Below are 21,815 nucleotides of genomic sequence, written 5' to 3'. Positions count from 1 at the left end.
CGGGGCGCTGCCCCGGACCCCGACCTCACTCCGGATCAGCCTCGCTGACTCGCGTTCTAGAGGTTGGACGGACGTCCGTCCCATCCTCTGCGTCGGCCTCCCCACGCTCGCACACGTGCTCGCCCGCGCCTGCGCCATCCAGCCTTCGGCCGTCTTGGCTGCGGCACCCGCTGCGCGTGAGTGCAGCGAGGTCGTTGCCGACGCGACGGATGACCCGGTCGCGTTCGCTTTGCTGCGCTGCATGGGCGGTCGGATAGGTATACAGGTCTCAGTCGTCGAGTTGGGAACTCGCCAGCAAGGGCCGCCTCGGCGCGCGAGCTCGCGCGCTAGAGTCAAGTCGCTCGAGCCTACGGAGGCTTGTCTGCTCCTGAATCCACGAAGCGAACCGTTGATTGTGCTCTCCGGCTCAGCCGAGCAGCGTCACTCCGAAACCGGAGACGACCGTTCGCAGCTCTGCGAGATAACGCTGCGCCTGTTCGGTGAGCGGGATCGCGGAGTGGCCGATCCAGCCGATCTCGATGTGTTCGTCGACGTCGAGCGGGATGGCGACGATCTCGGGGTCGAGGTCATCGCTGATGATGCCTGTCGAGATGGTGTAGCCGTCGAGCCCGATCATGAGGTTGAAGATGGTCGCGCGGTCGGAGACGCGGATCTCCTGCGTGCTCGAGAGGGTGGAGAGGATCTCCTCGGAGAAGTAGAAGGAGTTGTTCGCGCCCTGGTCGAAGGTGAGCCGCGGCACATGGGCGAGATCGGAGAGCTCCACACGATCCCGGGCGGCGAGGGGATTCTTGCGAGAGATGAAGATGTGCGGCTCGGCGACGAAGAGCGGATGGAACACGAGCCCGGAGTCGCGGAGAAGCTTGTCGATGACGTTGCGGTTGAAATCGTTCCGGTAGAGGATTCCGAGCTCGCTGCGCAGGGTGCGGACGTCTTCGATGATGTCCCACGTGCGGGTCTCTCGCAGGGAGAATTCGTACTCGGCTGCTCCGCTCGCCTTCACCATTCGCACCAGCGCGTCGACCGCGAACGAGTAGTGCTGCGTCGACACCCCCAGCAGGCGTCGCGACGGCGGTCGATCGAGGTACCGCTGTTCGAGGAGCGCCACCTGCTCGACGACCTGCCTGGCGTACCCGAGGAACTCCGCGCCGTCGGTGGTGAGCGTCACGCCGCGTGCCGAGCGGAGAAGGAGGGCGCGACCGACCCGGCTCTCGAGGTCTTTCATCGCCGCCGACATGGTGGGCTGGGCGACGTAGAGCAGGTCAGCGGCGGCGCTGATCGAGCCCTCCGCAGCGACCTCGATGTAGTACGTGAGTTGTTGCAGCGTGATGCCGCTCGAGCGCCTGGCCATAGCTTCAGGCTATACCTCTCCATAGCCGCAGGGAGTTCTTCGATAGGAGCACTCAGGCGCGACGATGGAGACACCCCCGACGATTGGCACGCTCATGTCGCACGAGTTCACATTCCGCATCACGACGACCCGCTTCGACGAGAACTACTCACCGTCGGAGAACTCGCGGATCACCACCAACTTCGCGAACCTGGCGCGTGGCGAGCATCGTCAGCAGAACCTGCGCAACGCCCTGACGATGATCGATCGGCGGTTCAACGATCTGGCGGAGTGGGACAACCCCGACCGCGACCGCTACACCCTCGAACTCGAGATCATCTCGGTCGCGATCCAGTTCGCCGCCGGGGACGACGACCAGGAATTCCCGCTGCTCGAGGTCTTGAACATCAGCATCCTCGACCGTCGCACCGGGAAGCGCACTCAGGGGATCGTGGGGAACAACTTCTCGTCCTACATCCGCGACTTCGACTTCAGCGTGCGGCTGCCGGCGGCCAGTGAAGCCGCGGGCGGGTTCACTGTTCCCGCGGACTTCGGCGATCTGCACGGCAAGCTCTTCCAGCACTTCCTCGACTCGGAGACGTACCAGGAGCGCTTCTCGGTGTCGCCGGTAATCTGCATCAGCGTCTCGACGAGCAAGACCTATCGCCGCACCGAGAATCACCACCCGATCCTCGGTGTCGAGTACGAGCAGAAGGATCCTTCGCTGACCGACGAGTACTTCGGGAAGATGGGTCTCTCGGTCCGCTACTTCATGCCGCGCGGCAGCGTCGCGCCGCTGGCGTTCTACTTCTGCGGCGATCTGCTCGTCGACTACACGAATCTCCAGCTCATCGGCACGATCAGCACGATGGAGACGTTCCAGAAGATCTACCGACCGGAGATCTACAACGCGAACTCGGCCGCCGCGAGCGTCTACCAGCCGACCCTCGACCAGCAGGACTACTCGGTGACGAAGATCGCCTACGATCGCGACGAGCGCAGCCGGCTCGCGGCCGAGCAGGGGAAATATGCGCACGAACACCTCATGAAGCCCCACGGAGACCTCCTCGAGCGGTGGGCCGCCGACTCCCTCGTTCCTGTCGGATGACCAACGGAGAATCACCGATCATGAATACGCTTCTTCCCACGTCGATCGTCGGCAGCCTGCCGAAGCCGTCCTGGCTGGCTTCGCCCGAGACCCTCTGGGCTCCGTGGAAACTGGAGGGTGATGCCCTGGTCGAGGGCACCCAGGACGCGCTGCGTCTCACCGTCGAGGAGCAGCGTCAGGCGGGCATCGACATCATCAGCGACGGCGAGCAGTCGCGCCAGCACTTCGTCACGACCTTCATCGAGCATCTCTCCGGAGTCGATTTCGACCAGCGCGAGACGGTCCGAATCCGCGACCGATACGACGCGAGCGTGCCGACGGTCGTCGGTGCCGTGAGCCGCGAGAAGCCCGTGTTCGTCGAGGCCGCGACGTTCCTGCGCCAGCAGACGGATCAGCCGATCAAGTGGGCACTGCCGGGCCCGATGACGATGATCGACACCCTCTATGACCGCCACTACAAGAGCCGCGAGAAGCTCGCGTGGGAGTTCGCGACGATCCTCAACCAGGAGGCGAAGGAGCTCGAGGCGGCCGGGGTCGACATCATCCAGTTCGACGAGCCGGCATTCAACGTCTTCTTCGACGACGTGCAGGACTGGGGCGTGGCGATGCTGGAGCGGGCCGTCGAAGGTCTGCGCGCCGAGACCGTGGTGCACATCTGCTACGGGTACGGGATCAAGGCGAACACGGACTGGAAGGCCACCCTCGGGGCGGAATGGCGGCAGTACGAGAAGTCGTTCCCGCTGCTGCAGCAGTCGAGCATCGACACCATCTCTCTGGAGAGCCACCACTCGCACGTCCCCCTCGACCTCATCGAGCTCATCCGCGGCAAGAAGGTCATGCTCGGAGCCATCGACGTCGCCAGCGACACGATCGAGACCCCGGAAGAGGTCGCCGACACGCTCCGCAACGCCCTCCGTTTCGTCGACGCCGACAAGCTCATCCCGAGCACGAACTGCGGCCTGGCGCCGTTGCGTCGTGACGTGGCTCGCGGCAAGCTGCGCGCGCTCAGTGCCGGCGCCGGCATCCTTCGGGAGGAGCTTGGCGGGACGAGTCCCGTGTGACGCGAGCCCGGCTCGCCGAGTGCACGGGAAGTTGCCGAGTGCACGGGGTATTCGCGTGAACGAGCCGTGCGTTCGGCGTGAAGCCGTGCACTCGGCGTCAGGGGGGCGTCACGGGGTGGGGGCTACTTCTGGGGTGAGGTGAGCTCGGGGTAGAGCGCTTCAAGCGGAGCGCTCAGCGCTGCCTTGAGCTGCACGGAGGTCTCATCGGCCAGCACCTCGTACTCGCCCGCCTCTGTCGCATCGAGCACCTTTGCGACGAGCACGGCCGGGTCAAGCTTCGGGTCTGTGACGTGCGCCGCCATCGCGGTGTCGACGTAGCCGACGTGCACGCCGACGACATGGATGCCGGCGGGGGCCAGCTCGAGTCGCAGTGAGTTGGTCGCGGACCACATTGCCGCCTTGGTCGCGCTGTAGATGCCTGCGACCGCGTACCAGCTCAGTGCGGAGTGGATGTCGATGACGGCGCCCGGCGCGTTGGCCGAGAGGATCGGGGCGAACGCTCTGGTCAGGAACAGCGGGCCGAGGAAGTTAGTCTCGACGTTCGCGCGGATCTCCTCGTCGGTGTGCGAAAGGATGCCGGGGCTCGAGACAGAGGCGCCGGCGTTGTTGATGAGGACGCTGAGGTCTGTCGCAGCGGCAGCTGCGGCGGCGATCGACGCGGGATCCGTCACGTCGAGGGTGAGCGGCACGATTCGCTCGTCGTCCCACGCGCGGGGTGTGCGTGCGGAGGCGTAGACCTTGGCTGCGCCGCGGGCGAGGGCTTCGTGGACGAAACGGGTGCCGATGCCCCCGTTCGCGCCGGTGACGAGGACGACTGCTCCAGAGAGGGAAGGCATGTGGGTGATCTTTTCTGTCGGGTGGAGGGAGGATGTCCGAAGCGAGCACCACTGAGCGGCGCACGACGTGCGTGGGAGAATGGCCGGAGCACTTCCCGAGTTCACGCGTTACTGACTCTCATCACAACTGAGCATGATCAGTATTTGTTCCCGAAGGACATCATGACTCTCGACACCCGCGCCCTCGGCCGCCGCGAGCGCAACAAGCTCGACAAGCTCGCGCGAATCACGGCTGCCGCCGGAGAGCTCTTCGCCGAGCGCGGAGTCGACGACGTCACCACGCAGGAGATCGCGGACCGCGCCGACATCGGCACCGGAACCCTGTTCCTGTATGCGAAGACGAAGGGCGAGCTGCTGCTGCTCGTGCAGAACTCCATGTATGCCGACGCGCTGGAGCGAGGCCGCGCAGATGCGGCGAAGACGAACGGCATGCTGGAGGGCGTGCTCGCCGCCGTGCGTCCGGTCGTCGAGTGCAACAGAAAACAGATCGACAACGGCCGCACATACCTCCGCGAGATCGTGTTCGGTGACCCCGCGGAGCCGCATCACCGCGACGCCCTTCAGCTCACGACTCAGACTCAGGAACTCGTCGCCGAGGTCATCGCGCGCGGCGAGGGCGTCTCTGCCGAGACGGCGCAGACCCTCGCAGGCGTCGTCTCCGCTGTCATGTTCGTCGCGATGGCCGCCACCGTGAACGCCGAGCAGACGATCGAGGAGATCGTCGCCGACATCACCGCTCAGCTCACGGTGATCCTGCCCGGTTGAGACCGCTCTGCCGCGACCCCGACCGCCCACACGAACTCCGGCGTCTTCCCGTTGACCGCGTGGTCACCGAGCTGACGGGCTTTGAAGATCCACGGGTTGTGCGATGACACGGTGCGGGCGTTGCGCCAGTGGCGATCGAGCGCGGTGCCCGAGCGCACGGCCGAGGCGCCGAGTGTGTCGAACAGGCGCGAGGCCGCGCGGGGCACGAGGTCGGTGAGCACGATCTGCGCCTGCGCGGAGCGGAGTTCGGCGGTGACGACGGCATCCTCGGTCTCGGGCGTGCCGAGTACGTCGGCGGCGTGCTGCACGGCCCGTGCCACGTCGAGCACGAGGGCACGGGCGGTGGCGCTGATCGCGGTGAGCTCGCCGACGATCTGCAGCACCTGCGGGTCGTCCGATACGCGGTCGGCGGTGCCATGGCTGTATACGCGAGTGCGTGCGCGCACCTGAGCGACGGTGTCGCGTTCGATCGCCGCCGCGATCCCGGCCAGCACCGACAGCAGCGTGAGCTGATACACCGCGGTCTGGAACGGGAAGCGCGAGGCGAAGGGCTCGACATCCTCGTCGCCGACGGTCGCGTCGGTGAACACGGCGGTGCCGGTTCCGGTCAACGGCTGCCCGAAGCCGTCCCAGTCGTCGGAGATCGAGACGCCGTCCTGATGCCGCGGGATGAGCACCGTGACGGTGGCGCCGTCGAGGTCGACGGTCGCGTCGATCCACTCGGCGAAGATGCTGCCGGTCGTGTAGAACTTGCGTCCGTCGACGCGCCAGGTGCCGTCCGGGCGCTTCGAGACACGGGTCGAGTTGGAGCCGACGGTGGTCGCGCCGTTCTCCGACCACGCGTTGCCGACGAACTCGCCCGCCGCGAGGCGCCCGAGCCAGCGGGTGCGCCGCTCGCTCTCGGGCGCGGCGAGCACGTGCTCGACGTAGGCGATGTGCCCGCGGAAGATCTGCGGCAGGTTCGAGTCGGCCGCGGCGAGCTCGATGAGCAGCTCGGCGAACGACGGCCAGTCCAGGCCGAATCCGCCGTGCTCGACGGGAAGCCGCAGCCGGCCGAATCCCGCCTCACGCAGGGCGGTGACCTCGGTGAACGGCAGCTGGTGATCCTGCTCGCGCGCGACGGTGCCCGCCGCGATCTCGGCGAACAGCGGACGGAAGTGCTCTCGCGCGGCATCCAGCCGCTGCGTCTGCTCGCCCATCAGGTGTACAGCGAGATCGGCTGGAGCTCGCCGTTCAGCGTCCAGGCGCCGACCTCGAGCTTCTTGTAGTCGACCGGGTCGTGGAGTGTGTGGGTGCGGACGTTCCGCCAGAAGAGGTCGAGTCCGACATCGGATCGCGCCGAGCTCGATCCGGTGATCTCGAAGATCCGGTTCGCGACCTCGATCCCCACCTCCGTCGAGACGACCTTGACCTTGGCGATCTCGATGGCCAGCTCCCCGCGGCGTTCGGCGGTGACGCGGTCGCCTTCATTCACGACCTCGTCGAAGAGGCGTCCGGCGCGATCAGTGAGAGCCTCGACCGCCGCGGCCTTCGACACGAACTCGCCGACGACGCGCTGCACGAACGGGTCGTCGCGGTACGAGTCCGCCTGGCTGAGAAACCAGGCACGCGGACGCGCGCGCACGAGATCCAGTCCACGCGCGAGCGCGCCCTCCGCGATCCCGAGGTAGAGGTTGCCGAACGCGAGCTGGATGCCGGGCGTGATCAGCGTCGAGAACGGCTCGTCGCCCAGTTCGCCCAGCACGTCGGCGGCCGAGACCTGCACGTCGTCGAAGCGCACCGATCCACTGGCCGACAGGCGCTGTCCGAGTGCATCCCAGTCGCCGAGGTAGTGGATGCCGGCGCGGTCGTGATCGAGCACGACGAACAGCACCTGCCCGTCGCGCTCTCCGCCACGCACGAGTGCGGCGGCCAGCACGACGTCTCCGGCGGAGGCGCCGGTCGAGAAGCGCTTGAGCCCGTTGAGCCGGTAGCCGTCGCCCACGGCGGTGAGTTCGAGGTCGGGATCGGTCGGGTTCACGGAGTCGCCCCACACCCACCGGCCCGCGACCGTCCTACGGTGCCACTCCTCCTGCACCGACGGGTCGGCCGCGAAGCCGATGTTGCCGGAGTTGATGTAGTGATACGCGAGCACCTGGGCGACCGAGGCATCGGCGCGCGACAGGATGCGGATGACGAGGAACGCCGTCTCCCAGTGCGCGCCCCCGCCGCCGAACTCCGCGGGCTGGAGCAGCGTCACCAGCCCCGCATCGCGGAGCAGGTCGAGCTCGGCGGTCGGGTCCTGGTTCGCGCGGTCGCGCGCCAGCGCATCACGCGCGAGCTCGGCGGCGACGCTCTCGGCGACGCCGCGCCAGTGGGCGCGCTCCGCGGCATCGGCCGTGCCGGCCCACCGGCTGCGGTTCGTGGTCTCTGCGATGACGCTCATCGTGCGCCCTCCTTCTCGGTGAGTTCTGCGAGGTCGTCGTTTGCGAGGTCGTCGGCGCCCAGGGCGTCGTCGGTGGGGGAGGCGCTCGCCGCGTCGACGAGCGGGCCGCCGAGTGTTCCGTCGAGCGCGCTGGGTCCGTCGGCATACGCGCCGCGGTAAGCGTGGGCGGGATGCCACGCGGGCACGACCGACGAGCCGTCACCCTGCAGGCGGCCCCGCAGGGTGCCCTCGGGGTAGTCGTCCCAGGTGCGGCCGCGTCGGCGCAATTCGGGGATCAGGTGCTCCACGATGTCCTCGAACGAGCCGGGCGTGATCACGTACGCGATGTTGAAGCCGTCGACGCCGCCCACCTCGATCCACCGCTCCAGCTCGTCGGCGACGGTCTGCGCACTGCCGACGATGACCGGACCGATCCCGCCGATCCCGACGTAGTGCGCGATGTCGCGCGGAGTCCACTTGCGCTCCGGGTCGGCCTTGGTGAAGATCGACAGCGCCGATCGCCCGGCGTCGGTGTCGACGTACTCGAGGGGCACGTCGGGGTCGAACTGCGAGAGGTCGAGCCCGGTCCATCCGCCGTAGAGCGCCAGGGCTCCCTCGACCGAGACGTAGCGCTGGTAGTCCTCGAGCTCGGCCTGCGCCTCGTCATCCGTCGCGGCGACCACGACGGTGACCAGGGTGAGGATCTTGACCGAATCGCGCGGGCGCCCGAGCGCCTCGGCGCGGTCGCGGATGTCGTCGGTGACCGGTCTCGTCACCTCGGGCCGCAGGCCGTTGATGAAGATCGCCTCGCCGTGCTTCGCGGCGAACTGCCGACCGCGCGGCGAGGCCCCCGCCTGGAACATGACGGGCGTGCGCTGCGGACTCGGCTCCGCCAGATGGATGCCGGGAACGCGGTAGTGCCGCCCCTCATGGGCGATCGGGTGCACGCGCGCCGGGTCGGTGAACACGCCCGACTCCCGGTCGCGCAGTACGGCGTCGTCTTCCCACGACCCCTCCCACAGCTTGTACGTCACGTCGAGGAACTCTTCGGCGATCTCGTAGCGGTCATCATGGGCGATCTGCGTGTCGAGACCGAGGTTGCGGGCGGCCGAGTCGAGGTAGCTCGTGACGACGTTCCAGCCGACGCGGCCGCGGGTGAAGTGGTCGAGGGTCGAGAAGCGGCGCGCGAGCGCGTAGGGCTGCTCGTAGGTCGTGGCCACGGTCACACCGAATCCGAGATGCTCGGTCGCATGCGCCATCGCCGAGATCTGCACCACCGGATCGCCGAGCGGCACCTGCGCCGCATCGCCGAGCGCCGTCGCGGCGGAGTCGCGGTACACGTCGTAGGTGCCGAGCACGTCGGCGATGAAGACGGCGTCGAACTTCCCTCGCTCGAGCGTCTTCGCCAGATCCACCCAGTAGTCGAGGTCGTGGTAGCGGTCGGCCTGGTTCTCGGGGTGCCGCCAGAGGCCGGGAGCCTGGTGCGTCACGCACGTCATGTCGAAGGCGTTCAGGATGATGCGGCGAGACACGGTGCTCCTCTGAGAGTCGGGGTGACTCGGCGACAGTAGCCAGTCGGAGCGGTCGATCGCGGCGGTGATGACACTTCGGGTCGCCCTGCGACGAAGTGTTACGCCCCCGATGCATCCGCCGTCGTTCCCCTCCTAGCGTGAGCGCCGATCTGCTTCCCCGACCCGAAGCCTGAGGAGCCCCCCCATGTCCCTTTTTCCGACCCGCGGCCGTCGCCGACTCCTTCTCGGCGTCGCCGGCCTCACGGCAGCGACCATCGCCATCGCGGGCTGCGCCTCGCAGGCGCCGCAGTCGGGAGCGTCCGATGCGGACGGCGACTTCGCGGGCCAGACGCTGAACGCCCTGCTGATCACCTCGCACGAAGGCGCGGGCGACTGGCTCAAGGAGCACTTCGAGGCGAAGACCGGCGCCGAGGTGAACCTCACGATCGTGCCTTACGACGAGATCGGCTCGACCCTCGCCCTCGACCAGCAGTCCGGCGCGAACACGTTCGACGTCGCCGCTCCCTGGTACGTGTCGATCGGCGACCTCGCCGAAGGCGGCTCCATCCAGGACCTCACCGACTGGATCGCCGAGACCCCCTCGCTCGATGAGGAGGACTTCATCCCCTCGATCAACGACCCGTACACGCTGGTGGGCGACCGCCGCTACGGCCTGCCGTTCGACGGCGACACCCACGTGCTCTTCTACAACAAGGAGATCCTCGAGCGGAACGGCATCACCGAGCCGCCCACCACGTGGGACGAGTATCTGGCCGACGTGAAGACGGTCACCGAGAACGAGGGCGCCGATGGCGTGTACGGCTCGGCGATCTTCGGCCAGAAGTCGCCCCTGATCCTCGGCGCCGCCTACGCGAACCGTCTGGCCGGCTTCGGCGGCGAGTTCGTCGATGACGAGGGCGAACCCACGATCAATTCGCCCGAGGCGGTGGCTGCGGCGCAGGCGCTGGTGGATGCCGTTCCGTACGCCTTCCCGACCGCTGCCGAGACCGACTTCGGCGTCGGCAACGGCGCCTGGTACGACGGCAAGGTCGCGTTCATCGAGAACTGGACCGACCTGGGCGTGGGATCGGAGACGAACCCCGACTCGAAGGTCGCCGGCAAGTGGGGCGTCACGACCCTTCCCGTGGGCGGAGACAACACCGAGGCGCGCGCATCGCTCGTCGCCGGGTTCACCTGGGTCATCGCGGCGAACACGCAGAAGACCGACCTCGCGAAGGCGTTCATCGAGTACGCGGCGTCGAGCGAGGTCAACTCCGAGCTCATCGTCGCCGACCCGCAGACCGGCATCGATCCGAACCGCGAGTCGTCGCTCGAGAGCGCCGCGTACGGCGAGACCTACCCCGACCTTCAGCGGGTCAATCGCACGACGCTCAGCGAATCGCTCGCCTGGCCGACCGGAGAGAACGCCTCGCAGGCCGCGCAGATCCTCACCGACGAACTCGCCAAGCTCATCGCCGGCGAGGGCGGCACCGCCGAGGAGACGCTCGACCGGGTCCAGGCCGAGTGGGAAGACATCCTTGGCTGACGCTTCGGCGCGGCGCGTCCGCGGGGTGTTCACGGCGCCGACGATCCTGTCGATCGTCGTGCTGGGCGGCTACCCGCTGCTGTTCATCCTCGCGGCCGCCTTCACCGACTCGACGCTGGGCCGACCGTTCCAGGAGTGGGTGGGCGTCGGGAACTTCGACGCCGTGCTCACCGACGGCGACGTCGTGGCCTCGATCGTGCGCACCGTCGGCTACGCGCTCGCCGTAGCCCTCGCGAGCGTCGTGTTCGGGGTCACCGTGGCCGTCGCGCTCGAACGGGCGACGCGGTCGGGAGCGGTCGTGCGGACGCTGCTCCTGCTTCCGCTGATCACCCCACCGGTCGTGGTCGGCACGCTGTGGAAGCTCGTCTTCAACCCGGGCGGAGGGCTGCTGGCGACGCTGCTGCCGGGCATCTCGCTCGCCCCGCTGTCGAACACCACGTGGGCGCTGCCCGCGATCGGTCTCGCCGACGTGTGGCAGTGGACGCCGCTGATCGTGATCCTCGTGTACGCGGCTCTGCTCACCCAGGACTCCGGTGTCCGCGAGGCGGCGGCCCTCGACGGCGCGCACGGGGTCGGGCTCTTCCGTCACATCACCTGGCCCGCGATCGCCGGCACCGTGGCGGCGGCGTTCTTCATCCGGCTGGTGATCGCGCTGAAGGTGTTCGATCTCGTGTTCGTGATGACCTCGGGCGGTCCCGGGCAGGCGTCGACCACGACGACGTATCTGATCCAGCAGGTGGCGCTGAAGGAGTTCGACATCGGACGCGCCTCCGCCATCACCCTCGTCTTCGCGGTGATCGTCACGGTCGTCACCGTGGGTGTGGCCGCCTTCGCACGAAAGGCGCGTCATGACTGAGCGCAGCATCCGTCCTCGACCGCTGGCGAGCACCGTGCTCCTGGTAGCGCTCGCCGTCACGCTCGTGCCGCTCGTGTACCTCTTCTCGGTGTCGCTGATGGGACGAGACGAGACTGTCGCCGGTGTGCTCTGGAGTGCGGATCCGCACTGGAGCAACTGGGGCGACGTGCTCGCGACCGACATCCCGCGATCCATCCTCAATTCGCTCCTGGCCGCCGTCGGCGGTGCCATCGTCTCGCTGGTGTTCGCGGTTCCCGGGGCCTGGGCGATCGTGCGGTACCAGGCGGGCGGGCGCACGCTGGCGGCGACCCTCATGAGCCCGTGGCTGCTGCCGCCGATCGTCGCGGTGGTTCCGCTGCTCACGCTGCTGCGCATCGTCGGGCTCAACAACACGCTCGTGGGCCTCACGCTCGTGTACGCGCTGGTCAACGTGCCGGTGGCGGTGTGGCTGCTCGAGGGCTTCATCCGTCGACTGCCGGTGGAGATCGAGGAGGCGGCGCGCATCGACGGCGCCGGCCAGGTGCGGATGCTGTGGTCGTTGGTCACCCCGCTGCTGCTGCCGAGCCTCGTGGCGATCGGCATCATCGTCGCGATCCTCAACTACAACGAGTTCCTGCTCGCGACCTTTCTCACGCAGAGCGTCGATTCGCAGACCTTCCCGGTCGCGCTGTCGCTGTTCTACGGCGATCGCACCCCGCATCTCGGCAAGATTGCGGCCGCATCGTTCATCGGCGTGATCCCCGTGTTCGCGGCGGCGGTGTTCTTTCAGCGGTGGCTCGTGGGGGACTGACCGCGGGCGCGGTGCGCTGACAGCGGTCGGCGGGGTGTGCCTACGCGCAGACCGACCTATCCTGGCGTGATGGCGACGAAGGCACCGCGGACCGACATCGATGAGTCGCGCGTGCGCGTGACACCGCCCAAGGAGGTCGCCGTCGGCGTGCCCGCGGTGATGCACGCGCTGCAGATCGCCCAGGAGCAGATGGGTGTCGTCCGCACCGCGCAGACGCTGATGCGCGTGAATCAGAAGGACGGCTTCGACTGCCCCGGGTGCGCCTGGCCCGAGGAAGACAAGCGGCACGTCGCCGAGTTCTGCGAGAACGGTGCGAAGGCGGTGGCGGAGGAGGCCACGATCCGCCGGGTCGGGCCGGAGTTCTTCGCGGAGCATTCGCTCGACGATCTCCGCGGCCACGACGACTGGTGGCTGGGGCAGCAGGGGCGCCTGACGCATCCGATGATCCTCGACGAGGGGGCTACGCACTATCGCCCGATCGGGTGGGATGACGTGCTGCGCGTGATCTCGGACCACGTCGCGACGATCGACGACCCCGACGAGACCGTGTTCTACACCTCGGGCCGTACCTCCAACGAGGCCGCGTTCCTCTATCAGCTGCTCGTGCGCGGCATCGGCACGAACAACCTCCCGGACTGCTCGAACATGTGTCACGAGTCCAGCGGCGCGGCGCTGACCGAGACGATCGGCATCGGCAAGGGCACGGTGTCGATCCAGGACATCCATGAGGCCGACCTGCTGATCGTCGCGGGGCAGAACCCGGGGACCAACCATCCCCGGATGCTGTCGGCCCTCGAGAAGGCGAAGCAGCGGGGCGCGCGCGTGATCGCGGTCAACCCGCTGCCCGAGGCCGGCCTGATCCGCTTCGAGAACCCGCAGACGCCGCGCGGCATCGCTCTCGGCGGCACGACGATGGCCGATCGGTTCGTGCAGATCCGATCGGGCGGCGACCAGGGGCTGTTCCAGGCGATCGGCAAGCACCTGCTCGAGGCCGAGGAACACGACGGCGGCGTGCTCGACCATGCCTTCCTCGAGGCGTTCACCAGCGGCCTCGACTCCTACCGCCGGGCGATGGCGGACACCCCCTGGTCAGACCTCGTCGAGGCGACGGGACTGTCGGAAGAGGCACTGCGCGAGATCGGCGAGGAGGTGCGCGCCTCGAAGGCCACGATCGTGTGCTGGGCGATGGGCCTCACGCAGCACAAGCACTCGGTGCCCATGCTCCGCGATGTGGTGAACGTGCTGCTGCTGCAGGGCAACATCGGTCGGGCCGGCGCCGGGGTGTGCCCGGTGCGCGGTCACTCGAACGTGCAGGGCGATCGCACCGTGGGCATCTACGAGAAGCCGTCCGAGGGGTTCCTCGACGCGCTCGATCGGGAGTTCGCCTTCTCGGCGCCGCGCGAGCACGGGTTCGACACGGTCGAGGCGATCCGCGCGATGCGCGACGGCCGCGTGAGATTCTTCATGGGGATGGGCGGCAACTTCGTCTCGGCCACTCCCGACACCGCCGTCGTCGAAGCGGCGATGGCCCGGATCGACCTGACCGTGCACGTGTCGACCAAGCTCAACCGCTCGCACGTCGTCACCGGCAGGAGGGCCATCATCCTCCCCACGCTCGGTCGCACCGACCGCGACCGGCGCGGCGACGCCGAGCAGCGCGTGACGGTCGAGGACTCGATGGGAGCGGTGCACGCCTCGCGCGGCCGGCTCGCACCCCCGGCCGAGGACCTGCTCAGCGAGGTCGCCATCGTCGCTCGGCTCTGCGGTCATCTCTTCGCATCGGATGCCGCGGCCAACGCCCCGCGCGCCGACTGGGACGCCCTCGAGCACGACTACGCACTCATCCGCTCGCACATCGAGCGCACGATTCCCGGATTCGACGACTTCGAGTCGCGCATCCAGAAGGGGCGCACCTTCTTCCTGCCCAACGGCCCCCGCGATGAACGCCGCTTCGCCACGGTCGACGGCCGGGCGCGATTCACCGCCAACGCGCTGCAGTTCCCCGTGATCCCGCCCGGACGGCTGCTGCTGCAGACGCTGCGATCGCACGATCAGTACAACACCACGATCTACGGCAAGGACGACCGCTACCGTGGCATCCACGGCGGCCGGCGAGTGGTGCTCGTGAACGCTGACGATCTGCGCGACCTCGGCTTCGCAGACGGCGACATCGTGGACCTGGTGTCGGAATGGACGGGCGACGACGGGCGGATGCAGGAGCGGCGGGCGGAGAGCTTTCGCCTCGTGCCGTACTCCACCCCGCGGGGCAACGCGGCGGCGTACTACCCCGAGACGAACGTGCTCGTGCCGCTCGACTCGGTCGCCGACGTGAGCGGAACCCCCACGTCGAAAGCCGTCATCGTGCGGCTCGAGCGTCGGCCTGACGATGAGCCGGGGAAGGCCTGAGATGGGCCGGATCACGACGCGTACGCGCGTCACCCGGATCGTCCTGGGTGCCGGTGCTGCCGGCGGCGGCGCGGTCGTCGAGGCGCGCCCCGACGTGCTGGCCGTCGAGGAACCCCTGGAGATCCGCGTCGCCGGCGCGCCGCTGTCGGTCACGATGCGCACGCCCGGACACGACGTCGAGCTCGCGGCCGGCTTTCTCGTGAGCGAAGGCGTGATCGGCGCGGGGGAGGAGTTCCGCTCCGCGATCCACTGCGGTGGCCCGGGGTCGGGGTCCGGGGCGGGGTCGGCGTCGGAGAACACCTACAACGTGCTCGACGTCGCGCTCGCCGCGGGAGTCGAGCTGCCGTCGACCGACCTGGCGCGCAACTTCTACACGACCAGTTCGTGTGGGGTGTGCGGCACGGCGTCGATCGACGCCATTCAGAAGCGCTCGCGGTATGACGTCGCCTCTGACCCCGTGACGATCGCCGCGGAGCTCGTGCAGCGGCTGCCCGACGCACTTCGAGCCGGTCAGGCCGCGTTCGACAAGACCGGAGGACTGCACGCGGCGGCGCTGTTCGACGCGACGTCGGGGGAGCTGCTGGTGCTGCGCGAAGACGTCGGCCGACACAACGCGGTCGACAAGGTCGTCGGATGGGCGGTGCTCCACGACCGACTGCCCTTGCGCGGCACGGTGCTGCAGGTGTCGGGTCGGGCGAGCTTCGAACTCGTACAGAAGGCGGTGATGGCCGGCATCCCGATCCTCTCCGCGGTCTCGGCACCCTCGTCGCTCGCGGTCGAACTCGCCGCCTCGTCGGGCCTCACGCTGCTCGGCTTCGTCCGTGGCGCGTCGATGAACGTGTATGCGCATCCGGAGCGCGTGCGGGTCGAGTGATCTCGAAAACGCACGAGCCCCCAGCGCGAACCTCAGGGCACGATCGCGTCGATGTAGCCTCCGTCGACGCGCACCGCGGCGCCCGTGGTCGCCGACGCGAGCGGAGACGACAGATACGCGACCATGTTCGCGATCTCCTCGGGCTCGATCAGCCGCTGCAGCAGCGACTGCGGACGGTGCAGTCGCATGAACTCGCGCTGTGCCTCGTCCCAGGGCAGGTCCGCGTCGACCAGCTCGTACACGAAGTCCTCGACGCCGCCGGTGTGAGTAGGCCCGGCGAGCACGGAGTTGACGGTGACGCCCGTGCCCGCGGCATCCTTCGCGAATCCGCGTGAGACCGCGAGCAGCGCGGTCTTCGACATGCCGTAGTGGATCATCTCGACCGGGGTGACGACCGCCGAGTCGCTCGCGATGTTGAGCACCCGGCCCCAGCCGCGCTCCTTCATTCCCGCAAGCGTCGAGCGGATCAGCCGTACCGCAGCGAGCACGTTCACGTCGAAGTAGCGGCGCCACTCGTCGTCGGTGATGTCGAGGGCAGGCGTCGCGCCGAAGACGCCGAGGTTGTTCACGAGGATGTCGATCTCGCCCACGGCGTCGAGCACAGCATCGGCGCCGGGCTGGTCGGTGACGTCGCCGGGGGCGGCGATCAGGTCGCGGTCGGGATTCTCGGCGCGCAACTCCTCGATGACGGATGCCACGGTGTCGCCGCTGCGTCCGTTCACCGCGACGCGGGCGCCGGCATCGGCGAGTGTCGTGGCGATCGCCCGGCCGATGCCCTGGGTGGAACCGGTGACGAGTGCCGTCTTGCCGCTGAGGTCGATGCGCATGGGGTGAGTGTCCTTCCGTCGTGACGTCGGTATTCCGGTCCAACAGTGCCCTGCGCCGATTCATGCCGACAACGCCGATCGAAGATGGTTGCACTTTCGCAACTACAGGCGTATGGTTGACACTTATCAACTTTCTACGCAGGAGCTCTCCACTGTGACAACCCCCTCTTCTTCTCCCACCGCCGAGACGGCGCGCACGCCTCGCGAGGTCTTCACCGCGATCTCCGGCCTGGTCGTCGGCATGTTCGTCGCGGTGCTCTCGGGCACCGTCGTGTCGACCTCGATGCCGGTGATCATCGCCGACCTCGGCGGCACCCAGTCCCAGTACACGTGGGTCATCACGGCGAGCCTGCTGGCCACCGCCGTGTCGACGCCCATCTGGGGCAAGCTCGCCGACCTGGTCGACCGCAAGATCCTCGTGCAGCTCTCGCTCATCATCTTCACCGTGGGCACCGTGATCGCCGGGTTCTCGACCGACACGAACATGCTGATCGCCGTCCGTGTCATCCAGGGCGTCGGCGTCGGCGGCCTGATGTCGCTCGTCATGATCGCCGTGGCACTGATCATCTCCCCGCGCGAGCGCGGCAAGTACATGGGCGTCGTCGGCGGCATCATGGCCCTCGGCACCATCGGGGGGCCGCTGCTGGGCGGACTCCTCACCGACGTGTGGGGCTGGCGCTCCAACTTCTTCGTCGGCGTGCCCTTCGCGATCCTCGCCCTCGTGCTCCTGCAGTTCACCCTGCACCTGCCCAAGCCGCAGCGCGACCGCAAGGTCTCCATCGACTACTTCGGCATCGTCCTGCTCGCGGTCGGTGTCTCGACCCTGCTCATCTGGGTGTCGATGGGTGGCAGCGAATTCGAGTGGGACTCCTCGACGAGCATCATGCTCGCGGTCATCGCGGGTCTCGCGATCGCCGGATTCATCGCGGTCGAGTTCTTCGTCAAGGAACCGATCGTGCCGATGTCGCTGTTCCGCAACCGCACCTTCACCCTGTCGGTGATCGCCTCGATCGCCATCGGCGTCTCGATGTTCGCCACGTCGGTGTTCCTCGCGCAGTACTTCCAGCTCGCCCGCGGCGCCACACCCACCGAGTCGGGTCTCATGACGATCCCGATGATCGTCGGCCAGATGGGGGCGTCGATCATCATCGGTCAGCTCGTCAGCCGCTTCGGCAAGTGGAAGGGCTGGATGGTCACCGGGGCAGTGCTGACCACGGTCGGCGTGAGCCTGATGGCGACACTGCGCTACGACACGCCGTTCCCGCTGGTGGCCGTCTACATGTTCGTTCTCGGTGCCGGCCTCGGCATGGTCATGCAGAACCTCACGCTCATCGTGCAGAACGACACCTCGCCCCGCCAGCTGGGCGCAGCCTCGTCGAACGTCAACTTCTTCCGCACGATCGCCGGCACCATCGGCGTCACGGTGATGGGGGCGATCCTGTCGACCAGCGTCGCCAGCTACATGAGCGACGCACTCAAGGGCTTCACGCCGACCACGGCCGACGAGGTCGACGCGCTGAAGCACCTCGCGTCCGGTGACGTCCCCAAGGTGACGCAGCTGCCCGACACCATCCGCGCGATCGTCGAGGGCGCCTACGGCCACGGCATCGCCGACGCGTTCATCATCGCGATCCCGCTGGCCGTGATCTCGATCGTCGCGATCGCGTTCATCAAGAACAAGCCGCTGTCGACGAAGAACGCCGCCGAGCAGCTGCGTGAGCAGGCTGAGGACTCCGCGATCGAGGTCGCCGAGGCCGAGGTGGGCGCCGCGCTCCGCACCGGAGCGATCCGGACGCAGGGCACCGACTCGACGTCGCCGACCACCGGATCGGTGACGACGCTCGAGCGCGGCGATCGGCCGTCGAGGAACTGACGTGGCTGCATCGGACACAGCGGTGTCGCCGGATGTCGACACCGCGCTGGGAGACCTTCAGACGCATCTGAGCATGATCTTCGCGCGAACCCGGACGCTCTGGAAGGAGTCGGCGGCGAAGCTGTCTCCGGAGCTGCCCGTCGGGGGCTACAAACTGCTGACGTTCATCGAGCGCGCGGGCGAGGCGAGCGCCCATGAGCTCGCCGAGCGCTTCGAGATCGACAAGTCGGTGATCAGTCGCCAGGTGCGGATGCTGGAGGAGCTGGGCCTGATCGAATCCCGCCCCGACGCGCGCGACGGGCGGTTGCGGGTGCTGACGGCGACACCGATGGCGTGCGAGGAGCTCGCCGCGCTGCGTCAGGAGCACGCAGCGCGGTTGCGCACGGTCGTCGCCGAGCTGACGCCCGACGAGATTCAGGCGGCATCCAAGGTGTTCCGACTGCTCGCGGAGATCTGACCGAAGCCCCGCCGGAGCCCCGCTGTCACTCTGACGGCGGGGCTTCGTCGTGCCGACCCAGCTTGTCGAATGAGCCCTTCTGTGGTTCAGTCGACTGTCTTGTCTGTCCGATTCGGCGTCCCAAGACCGTACAGAACGGTACTTCGGTGAACTGGATCGCTGCGAACCTCGGCCTGATCGCCGACCTGACGATCAATCACGTCCGACTGGCGATCCTGCCGATCATCCTCGGCTTCGTGCTCGCGGTGCCCCTGGGGTGGCTCGCCAGCCGCAATCGCATCGTGCGCAGCTTCGTCATCACCACGGGCAGCCTGCTCTATACGATCCCGTCGCTGCCGCTGTTCGTGATCCTGCCGTTGATCCTCGGCACCCGCATCCTCGACGACACGAACCTGGTCGTCGCGCTCACGATCTATGCGGTCGCGATCATGCTGCGCTCGGCGACGGACGCTTTCGGATCTGTCGATCGCTCCATCATCGAGTCCGCCAGGGCGATCGGATTCTCACCGGCCGGCCGGTTCTGGCGCGTCGAGTTCCCGCTCGCCGGCCCGGTGCTGCTCGCCGGACTGCGCGTCGTCTCGGTGTCGACCATCGCCCTCGTCTCGGTGGGCGTGATCATCGGCTCCGAGAATCTCGGCTATCTGTTCCAGAACGGCAAGCAGCGCGGCATCCTCGAGGAGGTCGTCGTCGGCATCGTGATGAGCCTGCTCATCGCTCTCGTCTTCGACCTGCTCCTGATCGCGCTCGGGCGCATGCTCATGCCGTGGAGCCGTGCCGCCGACGTGCGGGTGCCGAGCCGCTCCGACAGCAGCCAGCCTGCCACCGCCGGCGCGAGGAGGGAGGGCTGATGGACTTCCTCCTGAACGCGATCGGCTGGATCCTCGATCCCGAGAACTGGGTGCCAGGCTCGCAGAGCCCGCTGCCCATCGGCGACCGGCTCGTCGAGCACCTCGTCTACTCCGGTGTCTCGGTCGTCCTGGCGATCCTCATCGCCCTCCCGCTCGGCTTCTTCATCGGTCACACGGGTCGTGGTCGGCAGTTCGTGATCGGCTTCACCGGCGCCATGCGCGCGCTCCCGACGCTCGGGCTGCTCTTCTTCCTCACCATGGTGCTCCGTTCCGGTCTGAGCACCACTCCGGCGGTCCTGGTCGGCTCGATCATCGCGTTCGTCCTGCTGGCCATCCCGTCGCTGCTCGCCGGAGCATACGCCGGGCTCGAGAGCGTCAGTCGCGAATCGATCGATGCGGCGCGAGCGATCGGGATGACCGAGATGCAGATCCTGTTCCGGGTCGAGATCCCCCTCGGACTCCCGGTGATCATCGGCGGCATCCGCTCGGCCACCCTGCAGGTTATCGCGACGGTGACGATCGCCTCGTACGTCGGCCTCGGCGGACTCGGGCGCATCATCTCGTCGGGGATCGGCCTCAACGACTACACCGTGATCCTCGGTGGCGCGCTGCTGGTGACCGCCCTCGCGCTCGTGGTAGACGGCCTGCTCGCGCTGCTTCAGCGCCTTGTCCGCACACCTGGACAGAAGAACTCTCGACCTGCTCGCAGGTCGACTCACGATCGTTCGGATGCCGCGATGGCTCCGATCCTTGATGAAAGGACCCCCGCATGACCTCTCGAGCCCCGAAGACCTGGATGGTCGCCAGCCTGCTCGCCGCCACCACGGCCGTCGCCCTCGTCGGCTGCACGACGACCGACCCCACCTCTGCCGGCGGTGGTGAGACCTCGGAGGGCGACGCCGTCATCGTCGGTTCCTTCGCCTTTCCCGAGAGCGAGATCCTCGGCGAGATCTACGCGCAGGCACTCGAAGCCGAGGGCTTCGACGTCTCCACCAAGTTCAATATCGGCCCGCGACAGCAGACGATCCCGGCGCTGCAGGACGGCTCGATCAACCTCATCCCGGAGTACAACGGCAACCTGCTGGCCTACTACGACACGGACTATGCGGAGCGCACGACGGAAGACGTCGACGGCGCGCTGCCGGATGCCGTCGAGGCCGACGACCTGCAGGTGCTCGACTCGGCCGCCGCCGAGGACAAGGACGCCTACGTCGTCACCAAGAAGACCGCAGAGGACAACGATCTGACGGCGATCGGAGACCTGAAGGCTCTCGAGCCCTTTTCCCTCGCCTCGAACCCTCAGTTCGGCGAGCTCGGCTACGGCATTCCCGGACTCCGCGACGTCTACGGCGTGGGCGTCGAAGCGGGCCAGGTCACCTTCGTCCCGTACGAGGACTTCGGCGGCCCCGACACCGTGCAGGCGCTCGTCGACGGCACCGTCCAGGTCGCCGACATCTACACGACCTCCCCGGCGATCAGCAGCGAGGACCTCGTCGTGCTCGAGGATCCGGAGAACATGATCTCGGCGCAGAACGTCCTGCCCCTGCTCTCGAAGGACATCTACTCCGACAAGCTCGCCGAGGTGCTCAACGCCATCTCGGCGAAGCTCACGACGGACGACCTGATCGAGCTCCGCGACCGCGTCGAGGGCGATGAGAAGGCCTCGGCTGCGACCGCGGCCGAGGAATGGCTTGCCGCCTCGGGCCTCACCGACAAGTGACCGTCTCCCGGCTGCGGCCGGAGATGTGATCGAACCCCCGCTGTCGATTCGGCAGCGGGGGTTCGCCGTATCATGGCGACCATGAGCGCCTTCTCCGACGACCCCGCCGGACCCGGCGCACCCGCCCAGGAAGCCGCGTCGCCGAGAAGCCCCGAACTCGATCAGGCCATCTCGCGTGTCGAGCATGAACTGGGCCGTCTGATCGCCCGCATCCGCGTCAGCTGGCGTGAGGCGGCGACCACCGTGCATCCTGATCTGCAGCCCCTCGGATACCAGGTGCTGACATCGATCGCCACCGGAAAGGCGACGTCGGCGGGAGCGATCATCGAGCGGCTGCAGACCGACAAGTCGGCCATCAGCCGCCATGTGCGCCAGCTCGAGCAGCTCGGCCTGATCGAGAGCGTGCCGGCGGAGGGGGATCGTCGGGCACGCGTCCTCGTCGCGACGGAGCTGGCGCAGGAGCGCGTCGCGCTCGCCCGTGCCCGCTACGAGGAGCGCCTCGGGGAACGCTTGCGCCACTGGTCCGCCGAGGACCTGGACCGCTTCTCGGAGATGCTGGCAGCCTTCGGCGACTGACGCGCGACGGGGACTTATCCACAGATCCTC

General features: G+C 68.0%; 20 protein-coding genes. 14 read left to right on the top strand and 6 right to left on the bottom strand.

Going from position 1 to position 21,815, the window contains the following annotated elements:
* Positions 1 to 406 precede the first annotated feature (406 nt).
* Entirely contained in the window at positions 407 to 1,348 is a 942-nt protein-coding gene (locus tag AC2D10_RS08730) for a LysR family transcriptional regulator (protein ID WP_484711697.1), read from the bottom strand.
* 94 nt (positions 1,349 to 1,442) lie between these two features.
* On the opposite strand from AC2D10_RS08730, the gene AC2D10_RS08725 reads away from it, so the two are divergent.
* Together AC2D10_RS08725 and AC2D10_RS08720 are read left to right on the top strand one after the other, a co-directional pair.
* A complete protein-coding gene (locus AC2D10_RS08725) occupies positions 1,443 to 2,435 on the top strand; it encodes a DUF1852 domain-containing protein (protein WP_484711834.1) in 993 nt (330 codons plus the stop codon).
* 20 nt (positions 2,436 to 2,455) lie between these two features.
* Positions 2,456 to 3,496, top strand: a complete 1,041-nt coding sequence (locus tag AC2D10_RS08720) for a methionine synthase (protein WP_484711696.1) — start codon at positions 2,456 to 2,458, stop codon at positions 3,494 to 3,496.
* Positions 3,497 to 3,618: 122 nt separating this feature from the next.
* On the opposite strand, the gene AC2D10_RS08715 is transcribed toward AC2D10_RS08720, so the two are convergent.
* A complete protein-coding gene (locus AC2D10_RS08715) occupies positions 3,619 to 4,332 on the bottom strand; it encodes an SDR family oxidoreductase (RefSeq protein WP_484711695.1) in 714 nt (237 codons plus the stop codon).
* A 162-nt stretch (positions 4,333 to 4,494) separates the two neighbouring features.
* On the opposite strand from AC2D10_RS08715, the gene AC2D10_RS08710 reads away from it, so the two are divergent.
* Complete coding sequence (locus tag AC2D10_RS08710) at positions 4,495 to 5,097, top strand: TetR/AcrR family transcriptional regulator (protein ID WP_484711694.1); 603 nt, start codon at positions 4,495 to 4,497, stop codon at positions 5,095 to 5,097.
* Here AC2D10_RS08710 and AC2D10_RS08705 read toward each other — a convergent pair.
* The 3 genes from AC2D10_RS08705 to AC2D10_RS08695 are packed head-to-tail and all read right to left on the bottom strand — an operon-like array spanning position 5,070 to position 9,033.
* Positions 5,070 to 6,296, bottom strand: coding sequence for an acyl-CoA dehydrogenase family protein (locus AC2D10_RS08705; protein WP_484711693.1), 1,227 nt, complete (start codon positions 6,294 to 6,296; stop codon positions 5,070 to 5,072). The genes AC2D10_RS08710 and AC2D10_RS08705 overlap by 28 nt on opposite strands.
* Positions 6,296 to 7,522, bottom strand: coding sequence for an acyl-CoA dehydrogenase family protein (locus AC2D10_RS08700; RefSeq protein WP_484711692.1), 1,227 nt, complete (start codon positions 7,520 to 7,522; stop codon positions 6,296 to 6,298). Before AC2D10_RS08700 ends, AC2D10_RS08705 begins: the two co-directional genes overlap by 1 nt.
* A complete protein-coding gene (locus AC2D10_RS08695; protein ID WP_484711691.1) occupies positions 7,519 to 9,033 on the bottom strand; it encodes an LLM class flavin-dependent oxidoreductase in 1,515 nt (504 codons plus the stop codon). The genes AC2D10_RS08700 and AC2D10_RS08695 overlap by 4 nt, the downstream gene beginning before the upstream one ends.
* A 184-nt stretch (positions 9,034 to 9,217) precedes the next feature.
* Here AC2D10_RS08695 and AC2D10_RS08690 point away from each other — a divergent pair, with 184 nt between their 5' ends.
* From AC2D10_RS08690 to fdhD, 5 genes are all read left to right on the top strand, one after another.
* Complete coding sequence (locus AC2D10_RS08690; RefSeq protein ID WP_484711690.1) at positions 9,218 to 10,558, top strand: ABC transporter substrate-binding protein; 1,341 nt, start codon at positions 9,218 to 9,220, stop codon at positions 10,556 to 10,558.
* The gene (locus tag AC2D10_RS08685; RefSeq protein WP_484711689.1) at positions 10,551 to 11,414 is read left to right on the top strand and encodes a carbohydrate ABC transporter permease; all 864 of its coding nucleotides are present in this window, start codon (positions 10,551 to 10,553) and stop codon (positions 11,412 to 11,414) included. The genes AC2D10_RS08690 and AC2D10_RS08685 overlap by 8 nt, the downstream gene beginning before the upstream one ends.
* Positions 11,407 to 12,204: a carbohydrate ABC transporter permease gene (locus AC2D10_RS08680; RefSeq protein WP_484711688.1), complete on the top strand. Its 798-nt coding sequence runs from the start codon at positions 11,407 to 11,409 to the stop codon at positions 12,202 to 12,204. The genes AC2D10_RS08685 and AC2D10_RS08680 overlap by 8 nt, the downstream gene beginning before the upstream one ends.
* A 69-nt stretch (positions 12,205 to 12,273) precedes the next feature.
* Positions 12,274 to 14,610 (top strand): FdhF/YdeP family oxidoreductase, encoded by a 2,337-nt coding sequence (locus AC2D10_RS08675; RefSeq protein ID WP_484711687.1) that lies wholly within the window; start codon positions 12,274 to 12,276, stop codon positions 14,608 to 14,610.
* A gap of 1 nt (position 14,611) precedes the next feature.
* Complete coding sequence (gene fdhD, locus AC2D10_RS08670) at positions 14,612 to 15,484, top strand: formate dehydrogenase accessory sulfurtransferase FdhD (protein WP_484711686.1); 873 nt, start codon at positions 14,612 to 14,614, stop codon at positions 15,482 to 15,484.
* Positions 15,485 to 15,516: 32 nt separating this feature from the next.
* Here fdhD and AC2D10_RS08665 read toward each other — a convergent pair whose 3' ends face one another.
* Complete coding sequence (locus AC2D10_RS08665; RefSeq protein ID WP_484711685.1) at positions 15,517 to 16,311, bottom strand: SDR family NAD(P)-dependent oxidoreductase; 795 nt, start codon at positions 16,309 to 16,311, stop codon at positions 15,517 to 15,519.
* 112 nt (positions 16,312 to 16,423) lie between these two features.
* Between AC2D10_RS08665 and AC2D10_RS08660 the strand changes: the two genes are divergently transcribed.
* The 6 genes from AC2D10_RS08660 to AC2D10_RS08635 all read left to right on the top strand — a co-directional run bounded on the left by AC2D10_RS08660 (position 16,424) and on the right by AC2D10_RS08635 (position 21,785).
* The gene (locus AC2D10_RS08660; protein WP_484711684.1) at positions 16,424 to 18,184 is read left to right on the top strand and encodes a DHA2 family efflux MFS transporter permease subunit; all 1,761 of its coding nucleotides are present in this window, start codon (positions 16,424 to 16,426) and stop codon (positions 18,182 to 18,184) included.
* 1 nt (position 18,185) lies between these two features.
* The gene (locus tag AC2D10_RS08655) at positions 18,186 to 18,641 is read left to right on the top strand and encodes a MarR family winged helix-turn-helix transcriptional regulator (protein WP_484711683.1); all 456 of its coding nucleotides are present in this window, start codon (positions 18,186 to 18,188) and stop codon (positions 18,639 to 18,641) included.
* Positions 18,642 to 18,787: 146 nt separating this feature from the next.
* A complete protein-coding gene (locus tag AC2D10_RS08650; protein WP_484711682.1) occupies positions 18,788 to 19,489 on the top strand; it encodes an ABC transporter permease in 702 nt (233 codons plus the stop codon).
* Positions 19,489 to 20,262 carry an ABC transporter permease gene (locus AC2D10_RS08645; protein WP_484711681.1) on the top strand — a complete coding sequence of 258 codons (774 nt, stop codon included), beginning with the start codon at positions 19,489 to 19,491 and terminating at the stop codon, positions 20,260 to 20,262. The genes AC2D10_RS08650 and AC2D10_RS08645 overlap by 1 nt, the downstream gene beginning before the upstream one ends.
* Positions 20,259 to 21,209 carry an ABC transporter substrate-binding protein gene (locus AC2D10_RS08640; protein ID WP_484711680.1) on the top strand — a complete coding sequence of 317 codons (951 nt, stop codon included), beginning with the start codon at positions 20,259 to 20,261 and terminating at the stop codon, positions 21,207 to 21,209. Before AC2D10_RS08645 ends, AC2D10_RS08640 begins: the two co-directional genes overlap by 4 nt.
* A gap of 81 nt (positions 21,210 to 21,290) precedes the next feature.
* Positions 21,291 to 21,785, top strand: coding sequence for a MarR family winged helix-turn-helix transcriptional regulator (locus tag AC2D10_RS08635; RefSeq protein ID WP_484711679.1), 495 nt, complete (start codon positions 21,291 to 21,293; stop codon positions 21,783 to 21,785).
* Positions 21,786 to 21,815: the final 30 nt, after the last annotated feature.

Source organism: Microbacterium sp. PI-SA-G (assembly GCF_057215335.1).
The sequence above is the reverse complement of the archived record's forward strand: the minus strand, read 5'-3'. Positions and strand labels throughout refer to the sequence as shown.

Excerpts from the sequence above, each read along its gene's own strand:
- AC2D10_RS08675 (WP_484711687.1), top strand. The coding sequence starts at position 12,274 with ATGGCGACGAAGGCACCGCGGACCGACATCGATGAGTCGCGCGTGCGC.
- AC2D10_RS08700 (WP_484711692.1), bottom strand. The coding sequence starts at position 7,522 with ATGAGCGTCATCGCAGAGACCACGAACCGCAGCCGGTGGGCCGGCACG.
- AC2D10_RS08680 (WP_484711688.1), top strand. The coding sequence starts at position 11,407 with ATGACTGAGCGCAGCATCCGTCCTCGACCGCTGGCGAGCACCGTGCTC.
- AC2D10_RS08645 (WP_484711681.1), top strand. The coding sequence starts at position 19,489 with ATGGACTTCCTCCTGAACGCGATCGGCTGGATCCTCGATCCCGAGAAC.
- AC2D10_RS08720 (WP_484711696.1), top strand. The coding sequence starts at position 2,456 with ATGAATACGCTTCTTCCCACGTCGATCGTCGGCAGCCTGCCGAAGCCG.
- AC2D10_RS08690 (WP_484711690.1), top strand. The coding sequence starts at position 9,218 with ATGTCCCTTTTTCCGACCCGCGGCCGTCGCCGACTCCTTCTCGGCGTC.
- AC2D10_RS08635 (WP_484711679.1), top strand. The coding sequence starts at position 21,291 with ATGAGCGCCTTCTCCGACGACCCCGCCGGACCCGGCGCACCCGCCCAG.
- AC2D10_RS08725 (WP_484711834.1), top strand. The coding sequence starts at position 1,443 with ATGTCGCACGAGTTCACATTCCGCATCACGACGACCCGCTTCGACGAG.
- AC2D10_RS08730 (WP_484711697.1), bottom strand. The coding sequence starts at position 1,348 with ATGGCCAGGCGCTCGAGCGGCATCACGCTGCAACAACTCACGTACTAC.
- AC2D10_RS08660 (WP_484711684.1), top strand. The coding sequence starts at position 16,424 with ATGGTTGACACTTATCAACTTTCTACGCAGGAGCTCTCCACTGTGACA.
- AC2D10_RS08715 (WP_484711695.1), bottom strand. The coding sequence starts at position 4,332 with ATGCCTTCCCTCTCTGGAGCAGTCGTCCTCGTCACCGGCGCGAACGGG.
- AC2D10_RS08705 (WP_484711693.1), bottom strand. The coding sequence starts at position 6,296 with ATGGGCGAGCAGACGCAGCGGCTGGATGCCGCGCGAGAGCACTTCCGT.
- fdhD (WP_484711686.1), top strand. The coding sequence starts at position 14,612 with ATGGGCCGGATCACGACGCGTACGCGCGTCACCCGGATCGTCCTGGGT.
- AC2D10_RS08710 (WP_484711694.1), top strand. The coding sequence starts at position 4,495 with ATGACTCTCGACACCCGCGCCCTCGGCCGCCGCGAGCGCAACAAGCTC.
- AC2D10_RS08640 (WP_484711680.1), top strand. The coding sequence starts at position 20,259 with ATGACCTCTCGAGCCCCGAAGACCTGGATGGTCGCCAGCCTGCTCGCC.
- AC2D10_RS08665 (WP_484711685.1), bottom strand. The coding sequence starts at position 16,311 with ATGCGCATCGACCTCAGCGGCAAGACGGCACTCGTCACCGGTTCCACC.